Raw genomic sequence first — 14111 nt, forward strand, 5'->3', positions numbered from 1 at the left:
CGTCGTGCAGCTTCCGGACGGCGGCGCCAGCCGCGGCCCATGCCGCCGGGGACGCGGTCGACGGCTCGCCGAGGCGGCCGAGGGCCGTCCCCCGGACCGCGGCGATCGCGAGCACGGGCGGCCTGCGCCACAGGACCTCCGGGGTCGGGACCGGCGCCAGGGCCATCGCCTCGACCTCGGCGTCGATGCGCGCCTGATCGGCGTCCACCTTCAGGAACACATCGCCGACGCGCAGGGTCGCGCGCTCGGAGTGGGCGACGACGACTTTCACCTCATCCATGGGCGACCAGTATCCCGGGGATGATCGTCTGCGTCGCCGGATTTATCGCGTGTGACCGCGCGGCTGACCGCGTCCTGCCACCCGGTGGCCTCCGGCACGACACCGACCGCCTCCCGCCTCCCGCCGACCGGGTCGAGCCCAGCACTCTGTCAGGAGGCCCGAGTCGGGCCGGGACCGTCGGCGAAGTGCGACAGGACCATCTCGACCAGTGCGTCGACGTCGGCATCGACCATGGGCTCGCCGGTCATGCCCATCCGGTGGAGCAGGGCCCTTCCGCCTCGATGCCGCCCAGTACGAGGCCGAACTCGCGCGAGCCGCGGCGGACCGTAGTTGGGGAGAGCCGGTGGACACCGTTGCCCGGCCCTTGAACAAACCCTTGTGGACAACGGCTGGTTCGAACGCCCAGGCCGCGTTCTCACGAGTGTCTCGCCACGCCGCGAGGAACCCGCCGACCTCCCCGAGGCGTTCACCAGCCCCGAGGGTGTTGATGTCGCGTTCCGTCAGGCCCGGGGGCCGAACGAGCCCGCGAATCATTACGGATTCGAGTTGTTCGTCACCCGCGACCAGTCCACGGAAGAGCAGGTACGGCAGCTCGCGGACCACATTCCGGCGGACGATCGGCGGGAGACCGCTGAGATTCTCCAGCGCCGAGGACCAGCCGCAAGAAGTCACGAGCGAGAGCCGCCCCGTCACCGACGAGGCCGCCTTCTTGTCGAAGCACCTACACGTTGATCGTTTCCTTGCTCTGGAAAGAAGCGGTAACATCGATTCGATGTCAATATCGAATCGATGCAGCTGTGAGACCATTGCCCCATGCTGGAACTCGCCATCCTGGGCTTCCTGGCCGAAGGCCCCTTGCCGGGTCATGAACTGCGTAGTCGTGTCTCCCATCTGACCGGCTACACCCGCCCGGTCAGTGACGGCAGCCTCTACCCGGCCATCAACCGCCTCGCCAAGGCCGGCCTGCTGGAACGGCAACCCGACCCGCGCGCGGGTGCCGCCCGCTATGTACTGAGACTCACCGAGGCCGGCCACGCCGACACGCTCAAGCGCCTGCGCAAGCCCGCCGACCACGAGATCACCGACCACACCCGCTTCTACACGGTGCTGTCCTTCCTCTCGCTGCTCCCCGACGTGGCCGAACAGCACACCGTGCTGCGCCGACGCCTGGCGTTCCTGGAAGAGCCCGCGAGCTTCTTCTACGACGGTGACCGGCCGATACGCGCCGAGGAGGTCACCGACCCCTACCGGCGCGGCCTGCTCCTGACCGCCCGCGCCACCAGCCGCGCCGAACGCGCCTGGCTCCGCGAGGCGCTGGGCGAGGAACCCCTCGAGAAGAACTCCTGAACCACACCGGAGGTACGTCCATGCTCGCGTCCTGGTACGACCAACAAGGCCCCGCCGCCGACGTGTTGCGCGTCGGTGAACTGCCCGACCCCCACCCCGGCCCCGGCGAGGTACGGGTCCGTGTGAGCGTGTCGGGCGTCAACCCCGGCGACACCAAGACGCGCCGCGGCTGGCTCGGCTCCTCGATGCCCTACCCGAGGGTGATCCCGCACAGCGACGCCGCCGGTGTCATCGACAAGGTGGGTGACGGGGTCGACGCCCGCCGCGTGGGAGAGCGGGTCTGGGTGTACGGCGCCCAGTCCTACCGGGCCTTCGGCACCGCAGCCCAGCACACCGTCGTACCCGACCCGCAGGCCGTCCCGCTCCCCGACCACCTCGGCGACGAACTCGGCGCGAGTTTGGGCATCCCCGGGATCACCGCCCACCGCGCGGTGTTCGCGGACGGCCCGGTCGACGGCCGGATCGTTCTCGTGCACGGAGTGCTCGGCGGCGTCGGCTCCCTGGCCGCCCAGCTCGCCCGCTGGGGCGGCGCCACCGTCATCGGCACCGTCCGCCGCAGCGGCGACCTCGATCGCGTCGACCCCGCTGTCATCCCCCACACCGTCGCTCTGGACACCGACGACCCGGCAGCCGAGATCCGCGCGTACGCGCCCGCCGGCGTGCACCGCGTCGTCGAGGTGTCCCTGTCGGCCAACGCCGACCTGGACAACGCGGTCGCCGCACTAGACGCCGTCATCGCCGCCTACGGAACCCACGCCGACCGCACCGAACTCCCCTTCTGGCCCCTGCTGTTCAACAACGTCACCCTGCGCCTGGTCGGCAGCGACGACTTCCCCGCCGCGGCCAGACGACAGGCAGCCCGCGACCTCACCGCGGCAGCCGCGACCGGCGCCCTCACCGTCGACATCGGCGACCGCTTCCCCCTGGAGGACATCGCCAAGGCCCACGACCGGGTCGACGCGAGCGGGCGCGGCCGAGTGCTGGTCACGGTCACCGGCTGACGAGCACGCCGCCGATCGGCACGCTCCGAGGGAGAGGACTTCCTCGGCCCGGGCCACCGGGTGACCGCGGATCGACTCAAGACGATGTCGACTGATCGGCATGGCGCCCGAGCCGTCGCAGGACACTCGCGCAGGCACATCAGCTCTGCTCGGAAATGCCGTGGGCTGCGTCGGCTCGGGACACCCGTCGTACCAGGTCGACCCAGGTGGACTGGAGCCGTGCGGCGGGGACTTGGTGTTCGTTGCGGAGGTGGTCGGCGGTTTCGAAGTTCACAAAGGCGAGCAGGGCGTGGGCGAGCATGTCATGGTCACCGTCAACTCCCGTTTCCCTAAGGAGCGTTGATACGTGGCGGTGTAGAGCACTGGCGGTGTCCGACGCGTGTCGGCGTGCGTGCGGCAGTCGGCGTCCCAGGGCGGCGCCCGGGTCCGCGTCGGCGGTGTTCCGCTCGATGAGGGCGCAGCCGAACGCCAACAGGCGATCTCTCGCGGGTGCTCCCGGCCCCAGCGGCGGGGGGCCTGACGTGTACGCCTCCTGGAACTCGGCCTCCGCTTCGGCGAGGAGGGCGAGCAGGAGGCCGTCACGGTCGCCGAACCGGCGAAAGAGCGTGCCCTTTCCGACGCCGGCCGCCTCCGCGACCTCGTGCATCGTCACGTGCTCGACGCCCCGCTCGGCCACCAGCCGGGCAGCCACCTCCAGCAGCCGGGCACGGTTGCGGGCGGCGTCGGCCCGCTCCCCGCTGGGACCGGTACCGTCGGGTGCCCGTTTCACTGTTCGGTCCGCGGTGTGGCGCGTACGTACACGGATCCGTCGTCGATCCGAACCGGATAGACCGGGACGGGGCGGGTCGCCGGTGGGTCGAGGGGGTGGCCGGTGCGCAGGTCGAAGCGGGAGGCGTGCAGCCAGCACTCGACCGTGCAGCCGTCCACCTCCCCTTCCGACAGTGAGACGGCACTGTGCGAACACACGTCATGGATCGCGAAGACCTGCTGTTCGGTCAGGACGAGGGCGACGGGGACGCTCTCCACCTCGAAGCGTCGCGGGACGCCCTCCTTCAATACGTCGAGCTTGCAGACGTATGTGTAGCCGCTGCCGGGCATCGCTCTCCTCGGGTGCATCCATGACGCCGGTGGTACGTCATCCGGTTCACAGGGGTGCATCGGGCGTGCGGCGACGCTCGGCCCGGAGCGGCACGTGTGATCGTGTCTGGTCACCGAGGTTAGCGACGCGGACCGGAACCCGGACCCGACTCCGGTCCGAGTCGGCCTCGGCAGATGGGCCTAGGCCTCGTCCGGACGGTGTCGGCACAACACCCGGTCGGACCTGACGAGTTCGGGCGTCGGGGCGGTGGTGGACGCCCCTTGTGGTCAACCGGCGCGTATGACCCGCTTGGAGATGCGCCAGCCGTCTACGGAACGCTGGACGAGCGCGACCACCTCTTCGGCCTCATCGGTCACAACGCCCCGGCCCGCTTCCACCGCTCGGAGCATGTCAGCCCGACCCTGATGCGGGTCCTGGACCGCCTGCACGACTCCCCGGCCCTGGTGCTGACCGACATGGCCGACACCCTCGCGATGAACCCGCTGGCCATCGCGCTGCTCGGCGACCAGACCCTCCCCTCTCAACTTCGTTCGAGCGGGGGACCCCCATCACCGGACTGGCCCGCGGCGCCTACTACCGCTGGTTCATGGACCCCGCCGAGCGCCTGGTGTACCCGAGGAGGACCACCCACACCACGGCCGCGCCCAGGCGGCCCGTCTGCGGGTCGCGCTGACAGCGGGCGGCGACACCCCCAGAGCCGCCCGGATCCTCGCCGAACTCCAGGAACACAGCCCCGAGTTCGTCCGACTGTGGGAGTTGCAGGAGGTCGCCCAGCGCTAAGACGAGAGCAAGACGATCGTCCATCCCGAACTCGGCCGCATCGACGTCGACGGCCAGGTTCTCTTCACCGAGAACCGCGCGCAGACGTTGGTCGTACTGACCACACGCCCCGGCACGGAGAGCCACAGCAGGCTCGAACTGCTCTCCGTCATAGGGCACCAGCAGCTCACTCCCTGACGCCGTCAGTGGCCGACGTCGTGGTCGCCCGCTTCCACGAGGCCGCTCTCGTAGGCGAAGATCACGATCTGGATCCGGTCGCGCAGCCCGAGTTTCGTGAGGATGCTCGACACATGTGATTTGACGGTGGCCCCGCCGATGGACAGCTCCTCGGCGATCTCCGCGTTGCTCGCACCCCGGGCGACGGCGGTCATGATCTCGCCCTCGCGGCCGGTGAGCCGTTCCAGGCGGGCCGCGGCGACGGTGTTGACGCGGCGCTGTGTGAACCGGTCGATGAAACGCCGGGTGATCGAGGGGGCCAGCAGTGTCCCGCCCTCGGCCACGGTGCGTACGGCGGTGGCGAGTTGTTCGGGGGGAATGTCCTTGAGCACGAAGGCACTGGCGCCGGAGCGCAGCGCCTCGTAGACGTACTCGTCCGGGTCGAAGGTGGTCAGGATCAGCACCCGGGTTTCCCAGTCGGCCTCCTGAAGGATCCGGGAGGTGGCCTCCAGGCCGTCCATCTCGGGCATGCGGATGTCCATGAGGATCACGTCCGGGCGATGACGGCGTACGGCCTCGATCGCCTCGACACCGGTCCCCGCCTCGGCCACGACCTCGATGTCGTGGTGGACCCGGAGAATCATGGCGAAGCCGCGGCGTACCAGCGCCTGGTCGTCGGCGACGACGACGCGGATGCTCACGTGGGCTCCCCCTTGGTCGGCAGATGGGCGGTGAGCCGGAATCCGCCGCCGGGACGCTGCTGGGCGTCGAGGCTTCCGCCGAGCAGCAGGGCTCGTTCCCGCATGCCGACGATGCCGTGACCGGGCAGGCCCTCGTGCGCGGACGACACCGACCGGACGGCGGTACCGCGGCCGTCGTCGAGGACCTCGATGGTGATGCCATCACCTTCGACGCGCAGGCGCACCTCGGTACGGGTCTGCGGTCCGCTGTGCTTGAGCACGTTGGTCAGTGCCTCCTGGACGATGCGGTACGCCGAGAGATCCACGCGGGCCGGGAGGGGATCCCGGATGCCGCCGGTGACCGAGACGTCCAGGCCCGCCTCCCGGACCTCGGCCACCAGGCGGGGCAGGTCGGCCAGGCCCGGCTGAGGACCAAGGCCGTCGCGCTCGGCATTCGGCCGCAACACTCCCAGCAGGTGCCGCAGTTCGTCCAGGGCCTGGCGACCCGCTTCCTCCACCGCCGCCATCGCCTCCAGGGCGCCCTGCGGATCCTCGGCGGCCACCATCCGGGCCGCACCGGCCTGCACCGTCATCATGCTCACCCGGTGGGCGACCACGTCGTGCAGTTCACGGGCTATGTGGGTGCGCTCCTCGGACACGATCCGCCGTGCCTCGGCGGCCTGCTCCTGGCGGAGCCGGGCAGCACGCCCCGCTCGGAGCCGGAGGCGTCGGCCGAGATACCAGGCCCCGAACATGCAGACGTAGCCGAAGCCGATGTCCTCCCAGGGCGTGGAGAGAAGGAAGCCGTCGATCGTGAGCGCGACGACAGCCGCGCCGACACCGAGAGGGCCCCACCGGTTGTCGTCGTCGTGCCGCCCGACGCTGTAGAGCGCGACGATCACGATCCCGCCCAGCACGGAGTAGCTGCTTCCCAGCGTCGGGAGCCACGCGACGAGTGCCACGCACAGGACCGCGACCGGCCTGCGCCGACGCAGGTAGAGCGCGGCGCCGGCCAGGGTGAAGAGCAGGAGGGCGGGCTGGAGGACGCTGGTGACAGGGCGGACGACGAGGGAATCCCCCGGACCCTCTTCCAGGAGCGTGGTCAGCAGGAACAAGACGGTCGCGAGTACGGCGTCCGCGCCCCGCGGCCAGCGCGTGAACGGGCCGCGGAAGCTGCCCGACGCCCTGCGGCCGGGGCCCAGCGTCTCGGCATGCGGAGCCGTACGGATCATCGTCGCTCCATCGAGAGGCGGCCGGTGCCTTGGCCGGGCAGCGTCCCGTGGCCTGGCGCAGGCACCGCGACGCGCCGGGCAAGCCATCGTAAGTCCAGCTCCGAGGCACCGTCACCCGCCTGCGGGCGGATGCGGCCCTCCGTCGCCGGACGGAGACGCGGGCCCGTACTCCCCGTCGCGCGTGGGGGCGTCCGACCCCTCTGACGGCGGGAGACGGCACCGGCGTCGACGCCCACGATGGAACCGCCCGAACCTCTGCCGCCGCGCACCGACCGGTGCCGCCGGGCGGCAGCCGTCCCGTACGAACCCAGCCGACAAAGTCCAACGGTCGGCAGCTCCCGCACGAGCCCATCCAACAACTGCCGCCGGTCGGCGGCCGTCTCCCAGGAGTTGCAGCCATGAATCGACTCACGCGCCGTATCGGCGACGCGAGCGCCCGCCGACCATGGGTGACCATCGCCGCCTGGGTGGCCGCCCTGGCGCTCGTACTGCCCCTTGCCGGCCTGTTCGGCGGCTCGTTCGTCGACGACCTCGTTGCTCCGGGCAGCCAGAGCGAGAAGGCGATGGAACTGCTTGAGGACCGCTTCCCCGAGGCGTCCGGCGGCAGTGCCGTCGCCGTCTTCGCTGTGCCGGAAGGGGAGCGGATCGACCGCCACCGGCCTGCCGTCGAGGCGGCCGTCGACCGCATCGCCGACGTGAAACAGGTCGCCACGGTCACCGATCCCTTCACCGGGGGCACGATCTCGCCCGACGGACGGATCGGCTACGTCCAAGTCACCTTCGACGTACCGCCGATGAAAGTGGATCCCAGGCAGATCGATGCCCTGAGCGACGCGATCGAGCCCGTACGCGGCGACGGTGTCGTCGCCGAACTCGGGGGCGACGCCGTGTTCATCAACGCCGAGACGCCGACGTCGGGCGCGGAGGCGGCGGGCCTACTCTCCGCCCTCGTCATCCTGGTGGTGGCGTTCGGCACGATCGTGGCCGCGCTGGTCCCGATCGCGCTCGCCCTGGTCGCCGTGGCCGCCGGCCTGGGCAGCATCGTGCTGCTGGCCCATGCGACGGACGTGTCCACCGCCGCGCCCACGATCGGCGCGATGATCGGCCTGGGTGTCGGTATCGACTACGCCCTGTTCATCATGGCGCGCTGCCGCGAGAACCGCGCGGCCGGACAGGACAACTCCACCGCGCTGTCGAACGCCATGAGTTCGTCCGGCGCGGCGGTGCTCTTCGCCGGCGGCACCGTGGTCGTGGCGATGAGCGCGCTCGCGCTGACCGGCCTGGGCTTTCTGACCTCGATCGGCCTGAGCACCTCACTGGTCGTGCTGTTCGCCATGGCGACCGCCCTGACGTTGCTGCCCGCCCTGCTGTCCCTGCTGGGCGACCGCATCCACAAGACGCGGCGACACCGGGGGCTGCGTACGCGCCGTGCCAGGAAGTCCGAGAACCCCGAGAGCCCCGAGAAGACGGCGTGGTGGCGGTTCGCGCACCGCGTCTCGGGCCGGCCGTGGCCGTACCTGCTGGCCGGGTCCGCGGTGCTGCTGGCCCTGGCTGTACCGGCGCTGCGTATGGAGACGGGTTTCCCCGATGCGGGCAACGACGCGACCAGCACCACCCACCGCCGCGCCTACGACCTGTTGGCGGAGGGCTTCGGTCCCGGCTTCAACGCTCCGCTGCTCATGGTCGCCGATCTGCGCGGCCCCGGTGTGGACGCCGCGGGCATCCCCGAGTTGGCCCGGCGCGTCGCCGACGACCCCGGCATCGCGTCGGTCGGCGAGCCCCGGTTCTCCACGGCGGGTGACACGGTCGTACTGCCCGTGCTTCCCACCACCGCCCCCGCGGACGCCGCGACCTCCGACACCCTCGAACGCATCCTCGGCATCGTCCCCGACAATGTCGCCGTGTCGGGCCTGACCGCCATGACCGACGACCTCACCCGTCAACTCACCGACACCCTCCCGGTGTTCATCGCCGCGATCCTCGTGGTGTCGTTCCTGCTGCTGATGCTGGTGTTCCGCTCCGTCGCGGTACCGCTCAAGGCCGCCGTGATGAACCTGCTGTCCATCGGCGGCGCGTACGGCGTCGTGGTGGCCGTCTTCCAATGGGGCTGGCTGGGAGGGCTGTTCAACCTGCACGAGACCATGCTGATCGCCTCGCCCCTGCCGACGATCTTCTTCGCAGTGCTCTTCGGCCTGTCCATGGACTACGAGGTGTTCCTGCTCTCGCGTGTGCGCGAGGAGTACGACGCCACGGGTGACCCCACCGAGTCGGTGGCACGCGGTATGGCGGTCACGGGCCGCGTGATCACCTCCGCCGCGCTCATCATGACGGTGGTCTTCCTCAGCTTCGTCGCCAACCCCTCACCACTCGTCAAGATGATGGGCCTGGGGCTGGCCACGGCCGTCGTGCTCGACGCCACGATCGTCCGCATGGTGCTGGTGCCCGCGGCCATGGCACTGCTGGGGCACGCCGCATGGTGGCTGCCCCGCCCACTCGACCGCCGACTGCCTCGCATCGCCGTGGAGAGCGTGGAGAGCGACGACGCCCCGGCTCCCCCCGAGCCCGCACCGGCCCCGGCGGCCCGGATCAGCTGAAGCGACGGGCGCATACGCGCCGCGCTCCACGCCTGCGAAGTGGTCTGCCTCACAACCTGTCACAAGGTCCGTTCGGGCGGCGTCTTGAGGCAGAACCCAGTGGGAACGAGGGAGACGCCATGGCTGAGAACACTGATGTGGTCGTGATCGGCGGCGGATACGCCGGTGTCATGGCGGCCAGTCGCCTGACGCAGCGCGACGACGTGACCGTGACTCTGATCAACCCGCGCCCGGTCTTCGTTCAGTGGAGTTGGCGGCCGGCGGCACCGTTGGCTACGACTACCTGATCTACGCGGTGGGCAGTGGCAGCGCCGACCTTGGCGTGCCCGGAGCGGCCGAGTTCGCCTACCCGATCGCCGGCCTGGAGGAGGCACAGCGGCTGTGGTCGGTCCTCGACGACACCCCCGCGACCGCCACGGTGACGGTGGTCGGAGCCGGGGCGCCCGGCATCGAGGCCGCCGCCGAGCTGGCGGAGGCGGGCCGCACCGTCACCCTGGTGTGCGGCGAAGTACTCGGGCCGTATCTGCATCCCCGCGTTCGGCGCTCGATTGCCAAGCGACTGGCCAGGCTCGGTGTGACCGTACTCAAAGGCCCCGGCGCGAAGGTGACGGCTGTGGCGCGCGATGCCGTACAGCTCGGTGACGGCCGTGAGCTGCCGAGCACGGTGACCGTCTGGACCGCCGGATTCGGTGTTCCGGACCTGGCCGTGCGCAGCGGCCTGAGCACCGATGCACTGGGCCGCCTGCCCACGGACGAGACGTTGACGAGTGTGGACGACGCGCGGATCGTCGCGGCCGGGGACTCGGCGGCACCGTCGGACCTGCCGCTGCGGATGAGCTGCCAGGCCGCGGGCCCGCTGGGCGCGCACGCCGCCGACACGGTGCTCAGCCGGATCGCCGGTGAGCAACCCGCGCATATCAACGTGGGGTTCTTCGGCCTGTGCGTCAGCCTGGGCCGTCGTGCCGCCACCGTACAGCTCGCCTCCAAGGACGACACCGCGAACAGGCTCTCCATCCGTGGCCGCCTTGCCGTGAAGATCAAGGAGAGCAGTTACAAGGGTTTGCTCAAGCATCTGGCGGACGAGGCACGCAAGCCCGGTTCGCACACCTGGCCCTTCAAGGACGACAAGCGCCGGCAACTGCTCCAGGCCAAGCGCGGCGAGGCACCGGTCGCGCGGACAGTGCGGCACCTTACGGACTCGTGACGTGGTGCGCGCGGCCCGGGGGCGCGGCGGGTGTGCCGCCCTAACGTGGGCGCATGCGAGTACTGGTCACCGGCGGTGCCGGGTTCATCGGGTCCCATGTAGTCGAGGCGCTTGAGGCGCGCGGGCACGAGTCCGTGGTGTTCGACGTTCGGGACGACCCGGATGCGGACGTGCGGGACCACGAGGCGGTGGCCCGAGCGCTGTCCGGTGTGGACGCCGTGTGTCATCAGGCGGCGATGGTCGGGCTGGGCAACGGGTTCGCCGACGCGGCGGAGTACGTCTCCCGCAACGACCTCGGCACCGCCGTACTGCTCACGGCCATGGCCGAGGAGGGCGTCCGGCGCCTGGTGCTGGCCGGCTCGATGGTGGTCTACGGGGAGGGCAGGTACACGTGCCCGCGGCACGGGGTCGTACGGCCTGGGCCCCGGGCCGTCACCGACCTGACGGCCGGGCGTTTCGAGCCTCGGTGCCCGGTGTGCCGGGAGGAGTTGTCGCCCGGGCTGGGCGGGGAGGACGCGCCGGCGGACCCGCGCAACGTGTACGCCACGACCAAGCCCGCCCAGGAGCATCTGGCCGCCGCGTGGGCGCGATCGACGGGTGGGTCGGCGGTGTCGTTGCGCTACCACAACGTGTACGGGCCCCGGATGCCCCAGGACACGCCGTACGCCGGGGTCGCCTCCTTCTTCCGTTCGGCGCTCGCCCGGGGTGAGGCCCCGCGTGTGTACGAGGACGGTCGGCAGCGGCGGGACTTCGTGCACGTACGGGACGTGGCGACGGCCAACGCGACGGCGCTGGAGGCGGATTCGGCCGCCGGAGCGCTCACCGCGTACAACACCGGCAGCGGTGAGCCGCACACCGTCGGAGAGATGGCGGAGGCGCTGGCCGCGGCAGACGGCGGTCCCGAGCCGGTCGTGACCGGCGAGTACCGGCTGGGCGACGTCCGGCACATCACGGCGGACTCGTCCCGGCTGCGGGCGGAGCTCGGATGGAAGCCGGAGGTCGGTTTCGCGGACGGCATGCGGGAGTTCGCGCGGGCCGGGATGCGTGGCGCGTAGCGCCCCTTGGACCGGTGGTGCTGCCCGCTTCAGGAAGCGGCCGCGGGCAGCACCACCTCGAAGCGGCAGCCACCGGGAATGTTGCGTACGGTGGCCCGGCCCTGGTGGGCCTCCACGATGCCGCGGACGATGGCCAGGCCCAGCCCGGCGCCCGCAGGTGGGGTACGGGCGTGGGTGCCGCGCCAGCCGGTGTCGAAGACGCGGGGCAGGTCCTCCTCGGGGATGCCGCCGCAGCCGTCCGTCACGGACAACACCACGCCGTCGGGCAGGCGTTCGGCGGCCACCATGACGGTGCCGTCCGCGGGGGTGCGCCGGATCGCGTTGACCAGGAGGTTGCCGAGCACACGGCTCATCTCCTTGCCGTCCACCTCCACCGGCAGGGGCTCGACGCGGTCCCCGACAAGTCGCACCCCGTGTTCGCGGGCCAGCGGATACACCCCGGCGAGCGCATCGCCGACCAGGTCGTAGACGGACATCCGGGAGGGCGACAGAGCCAGGCTGCCGGCGTGGATGCGGGAGAGTTCGAAGAGGTCGCCAACCATGTCGTTGAGGCGTTCGACCTCGGTGCGGATCTGCTTCAGATAGCGGTCCGGGTCGGCGGCGACACCGTCCTCCAGCGCCTCGGCCATCGCGCGCAGACCTGCCAGCGGGGTGCGCAGGTCGTGCGAGATCCAGGCGACGAGTTCACGGCGGGAGGTCTCCAGCGCGCGCTCACGCTGCCTGGATTCGGCGAGCTTCGCGCTGGTGGCCTGCAACTCGCGGCTGAGCGCGGCCAGTTCGGCGGTGGCCGCACCGTGGGGTGCCGTGAAGTCGCCGTCGTCGCCGAAGGAGCGGGCGGCGAGGGCGAGTTCGCGGCTGCGGGCGACCACCCAGCGGCCCAGCAGCAGGGCGGCGGCCAGCGAGACGACGGCCGCCATCGCGACCACCGTCGTCACAACGGACAGGTCGTGCGCGGACAGGAACATCGCCTGCGCCACGGCCAGGGTGCCCGCGAGCATCGCGGTCACCGCGACGGCGGCCACCACGGTGAGGGAGGTGGTCAGTGAGCGGCGGCGCAGCATCCACAGTGTTCCCGCGCCGAGCAGCCCGGCCGCGCCGGCCCCGAGGAACGCGTACAGAGCGATGAGGAGGGTGTCGCGCATGATCACTCCTCACCCTGGCCGGAAGGGCCGGGAGGATCGGACGGACCAGAGGAACCGGAGGAACCAGAAGGGCCTGCTGCCTCGAATCGGTAGCCGACGCCCCACACCGTCTGGATCAGGCGGGGCCTGGCGGGATCGTCCTCGACCTTGTTGCGCAGCCGTCGGACGTGGACCGTGACGGTCGAGAGGTCGCCGAAGTCCCAGCCCCACACCTCCCGCATCAGGTCCTCGCGGCTGTACGCCCGGCCCGGATGCCGCAGGAAGAACGCGAGCAGGTCGAACTCGCGCAGGGTCAGGGCGAGTTCACCGCCGTGCTTGGTGGCGCGGCGCGCGGCCGGGTCGACGGTGAGTCCGGCCGCACTGTGGGAACTCGTGTCGGCGCGGGGCCGCGAGCGGCGCAGGACCGACTCCACCCGCAGCACCAGCTCCCGAGGGCTGAACGGCTTGGTCACGTAGTCGTCCGCCCCCACCTCAAGACCGAGGATGCGGTCGTCCTCGTCGCCGCGGGCGGTGAGCATGATGACCGGCACGGGGCCGCGGCCGCGCAGCCGGCGGCACACCTCCAGGCCGTCCATGCCGGGCAGCATCAGATCGAGTACCACCAGGTCCGGCCAGTGCGCGGCGGCGCCGGCGAGGGCGGTCGGCCCGTCCTCGGCACGGTCCACCAGGTACCCGGCGCGATCCAGGTAGCCCGAGACGACCTCGGCGACCGTGGGGTCGTCGTCGACGACGAGGACGCGTGCCGTCCCGGTCCGCCTGTCGGCGGAGGCGTCCGCCACCGGCTCGTACGGTTGCTGTTCCATACCGCCAGCCTCGCACCACATGCCCTCGACCGTCGCTATTCGAGTGGTCCACCGGCCCTGACGTCCGTGTTTCGTAAGGAGCCGAAGTCCGATATGCGCCGTTCGCGTTCGTAGGGTGAGAGCCGTGATGACCTCTTCCACACCCGAGGACGTCGATGTCGTCCTCCCCTGCCTGAACGAAGCCGAGGCACTGCCCTGGGTACTCGCCCGCATTCCGCCCGGCTGGCGTGCCCTTGTCGTGGACAACGGCTCCACCGACGGCTCGGCGGACATCGCCCGGGAACTGGGCGCCACCGTCGTCCACGAACCGCGCCGCGGCTTCGGCGCCGCCTGCCATGCCGGACTGGCCGCTGCCACGGCCGACATCGTGTGCTTCTGCGACTGCGACGCCTCGCTGGACCCCTCCCTGCTCGTGCCGTTCGTGGCCGAACTCCAAGGCGGCGAGGCAGACCTGGTGCTCGGACGACGCCGGCCGCAGGGCCGGGGCGCCTGGCCCGTGCACGCCCGGGCGGGCAATCTCGCACTCTCGCTGATGCTGCGCCGCCGCACGGGTCTGCGCCTGCACGACCTCGGCCCGCTGCGCGCCGCTCGCCGCGAGGCACTGCTCGCCCTGGACCTGGCCGACCGGCGCAGCGGCTACCCGCTGGAGATGGTCGTGCGGGCCGCCGACGCGGGCTGGCGCGTCACCGAGCACGACGTGCCGTATCTGCCGCGGTCCGGTGCCTCGAAGGTGACCGG

The 14111-nt window shown here is 71.2% G+C and carries 12 protein-coding genes and 4 pseudogenes; 8 read left to right on the forward strand and 8 right to left on the reverse strand.

Translation table 11 applies throughout. The annotated features are described in order from the left end of the window. Positions 1–280: pseudogene (locus tag O3Q52_RS33580) on the reverse strand (aminoglycoside phosphotransferase family protein); the annotation flags it as partial. Between the two features lie 813 nt (positions 281–1093). Between O3Q52_RS33580 and O3Q52_RS33590 the strand changes: the two are divergent. Beyond that, positions 1094–1627: a PadR family transcriptional regulator gene (locus O3Q52_RS33590; RefSeq protein WP_269652435.1), complete on the forward strand. Its 534-nt coding sequence runs from the start codon at positions 1094–1096 to the stop codon at positions 1625–1627. Positions 1628–1647: 20 nt separating this feature from the next. Further along, positions 1648–2628: an NADPH:quinone reductase gene (locus O3Q52_RS33595; protein ID WP_269652436.1), complete on the forward strand. Its 981-nt coding sequence runs from the start codon at positions 1648–1650 to the stop codon at positions 2626–2628. A 139-nt stretch (positions 2629–2767) separates the two neighbouring features. On the opposite strand, the gene O3Q52_RS33600 is transcribed toward O3Q52_RS33595, so the two are convergent. The 3 genes from O3Q52_RS33600 to O3Q52_RS33610 all read right to left on the reverse strand — a co-directional run bounded on the left by O3Q52_RS33600 (position 2768) and on the right by O3Q52_RS33610 (position 4116). Next, complete coding sequence (locus O3Q52_RS33600) at positions 2768–3397, reverse strand: TetR/AcrR family transcriptional regulator (RefSeq protein ID WP_269652437.1); 630 nt, start codon at positions 3395–3397, stop codon at positions 2768–2770. Then, entirely contained in the window at positions 3394–3726 is a 333-nt protein-coding gene (locus O3Q52_RS33605) for a non-heme iron oxygenase ferredoxin subunit (RefSeq protein ID WP_269652438.1), read from the reverse strand. Before O3Q52_RS33605 ends, O3Q52_RS33600 begins: the two co-directional genes overlap by 4 nt. A gap of 267 nt (positions 3727–3993) precedes the next feature. Next, on the reverse strand, positions 3994–4116 hold the full coding sequence (locus tag O3Q52_RS33610) for a hypothetical protein (RefSeq protein WP_269652446.1): 123 nt from the start codon (positions 4114–4116) through the stop codon (positions 3994–3996). A gap of 15 nt (positions 4117–4131) precedes the next feature. Between O3Q52_RS33610 and O3Q52_RS33615 the strand changes: the two are divergent. Together O3Q52_RS33615 and O3Q52_RS54450 are read left to right on the forward strand one after the other, a co-directional pair. Next, positions 4132–4179, forward strand: a pseudogene (locus O3Q52_RS33615) (hypothetical protein); the annotation flags it as partial. A gap of 127 nt (positions 4180–4306) precedes the next feature. Then, a pseudogene (locus tag O3Q52_RS54450) lies at positions 4307–4684 on the forward strand (hypothetical protein). A 5-nt stretch (positions 4685–4689) separates the two neighbouring features. Here the strand turns inward: O3Q52_RS54450 and O3Q52_RS33625 are convergent. Together O3Q52_RS33625 and O3Q52_RS33630 are read right to left on the reverse strand one after the other, a co-directional pair. Continuing rightward, positions 4690–5364: a response regulator transcription factor gene (locus O3Q52_RS33625; RefSeq protein ID WP_269652439.1), complete on the reverse strand. Its 675-nt coding sequence runs from the start codon at positions 5362–5364 to the stop codon at positions 4690–4692. Continuing rightward, positions 5361–6575, reverse strand: coding sequence for a sensor histidine kinase (locus O3Q52_RS33630; protein WP_269652440.1), 1215 nt, complete (start codon positions 6573–6575; stop codon positions 5361–5363). Before O3Q52_RS33630 ends, O3Q52_RS33625 begins: the two co-directional genes overlap by 4 nt. Before the next feature lie 398 nt (positions 6576–6973). Here O3Q52_RS33630 and O3Q52_RS33635 point away from each other — a divergent pair, with 398 nt between their 5' ends. The 3 genes and pseudogenes from O3Q52_RS33635 (at position 6974) to O3Q52_RS33645 (ending at position 11428) form a co-directional block, all read left to right on the forward strand. Beyond that, entirely contained in the window at positions 6974–9169 is a 2196-nt protein-coding gene (locus O3Q52_RS33635; RefSeq protein ID WP_269652441.1) for an MMPL family transporter, read from the forward strand. A 119-nt stretch (positions 9170–9288) separates the two neighbouring features. Continuing rightward, a pseudogene (locus tag O3Q52_RS33640) lies at positions 9289–10373 on the forward strand (NAD(P)/FAD-dependent oxidoreductase). Between the two features lie 53 nt (positions 10374–10426). Continuing rightward, on the forward strand, positions 10427–11428 hold the full coding sequence (locus O3Q52_RS33645; RefSeq protein WP_269652442.1) for an NAD-dependent epimerase/dehydratase family protein: 1002 nt from the start codon (positions 10427–10429) through the stop codon (positions 11426–11428). Between the two features lie 29 nt (positions 11429–11457). On the opposite strand, the gene O3Q52_RS33650 is transcribed toward O3Q52_RS33645, so the two are convergent. Together O3Q52_RS33650 and O3Q52_RS33655 are read right to left on the reverse strand one after the other, a co-directional pair. Beyond that, positions 11458–12570, reverse strand: a complete 1113-nt coding sequence (locus tag O3Q52_RS33650) for a sensor histidine kinase KdpD (RefSeq protein WP_269652443.1) — start codon at positions 12568–12570, stop codon at positions 11458–11460. Between the two features lie 2 nt (positions 12571–12572). Further along, entirely contained in the window at positions 12573–13373 is an 801-nt protein-coding gene (locus tag O3Q52_RS33655) for a response regulator transcription factor (RefSeq protein ID WP_269652444.1), read from the reverse strand. Positions 13374–13500: 127 nt separating this feature from the next. Between O3Q52_RS33655 and O3Q52_RS33660 the strand changes: the two genes are divergently transcribed. Continuing rightward, positions 13501–14111, forward strand: a 611-nt coding sequence (locus tag O3Q52_RS33660; RefSeq protein WP_269652445.1) for a glycosyltransferase family 2 protein, incomplete at its 3' end; no start/stop codon positions are given.

Source organism: Streptomyces sp. ActVer, from assembly GCF_027270795.1.
Taxonomy (GTDB): Bacteria; Actinomycetota; Actinomycetes; order Streptomycetales; family Streptomycetaceae; genus Streptomyces; species Streptomyces umbrinus_A.

Coding starts and splice junctions, on each gene's coding strand:
- O3Q52_RS33605 (WP_269652438.1), bottom strand. CDS start 3,726: ATGCCCGGCAGCGGCTACACATACGTCTGCAAGCTCGACGTATTGAAG.
- O3Q52_RS33590 (WP_269652435.1), top strand. CDS start 1,094: ATGCTGGAACTCGCCATCCTGGGCTTCCTGGCCGAAGGCCCCTTGCCG.
- O3Q52_RS33645 (WP_269652442.1), top strand. CDS start 10,427: ATGCGAGTACTGGTCACCGGCGGTGCCGGGTTCATCGGGTCCCATGTA.
- O3Q52_RS33635 (WP_269652441.1), top strand. CDS start 6,974: ATGAATCGACTCACGCGCCGTATCGGCGACGCGAGCGCCCGCCGACCA.
- O3Q52_RS33630 (WP_269652440.1), bottom strand. CDS start 6,575: ATGATCCGTACGGCTCCGCATGCCGAGACGCTGGGCCCCGGCCGCAGG.
- O3Q52_RS33650 (WP_269652443.1), bottom strand. CDS start 12,570: ATGCGCGACACCCTCCTCATCGCTCTGTACGCGTTCCTCGGGGCCGGC.
- O3Q52_RS33655 (WP_269652444.1), bottom strand. CDS start 13,373: ATGGAACAGCAACCGTACGAGCCGGTGGCGGACGCCTCCGCCGACAGG.
- O3Q52_RS33595 (WP_269652436.1), top strand. CDS start 1,648: ATGCTCGCGTCCTGGTACGACCAACAAGGCCCCGCCGCCGACGTGTTG.
- O3Q52_RS33610 (WP_269652446.1), bottom strand. CDS start 4,116: ATGCTCCGAGCGGTGGAAGCGGGCCGGGGCGTTGTGACCGATGAGGCC.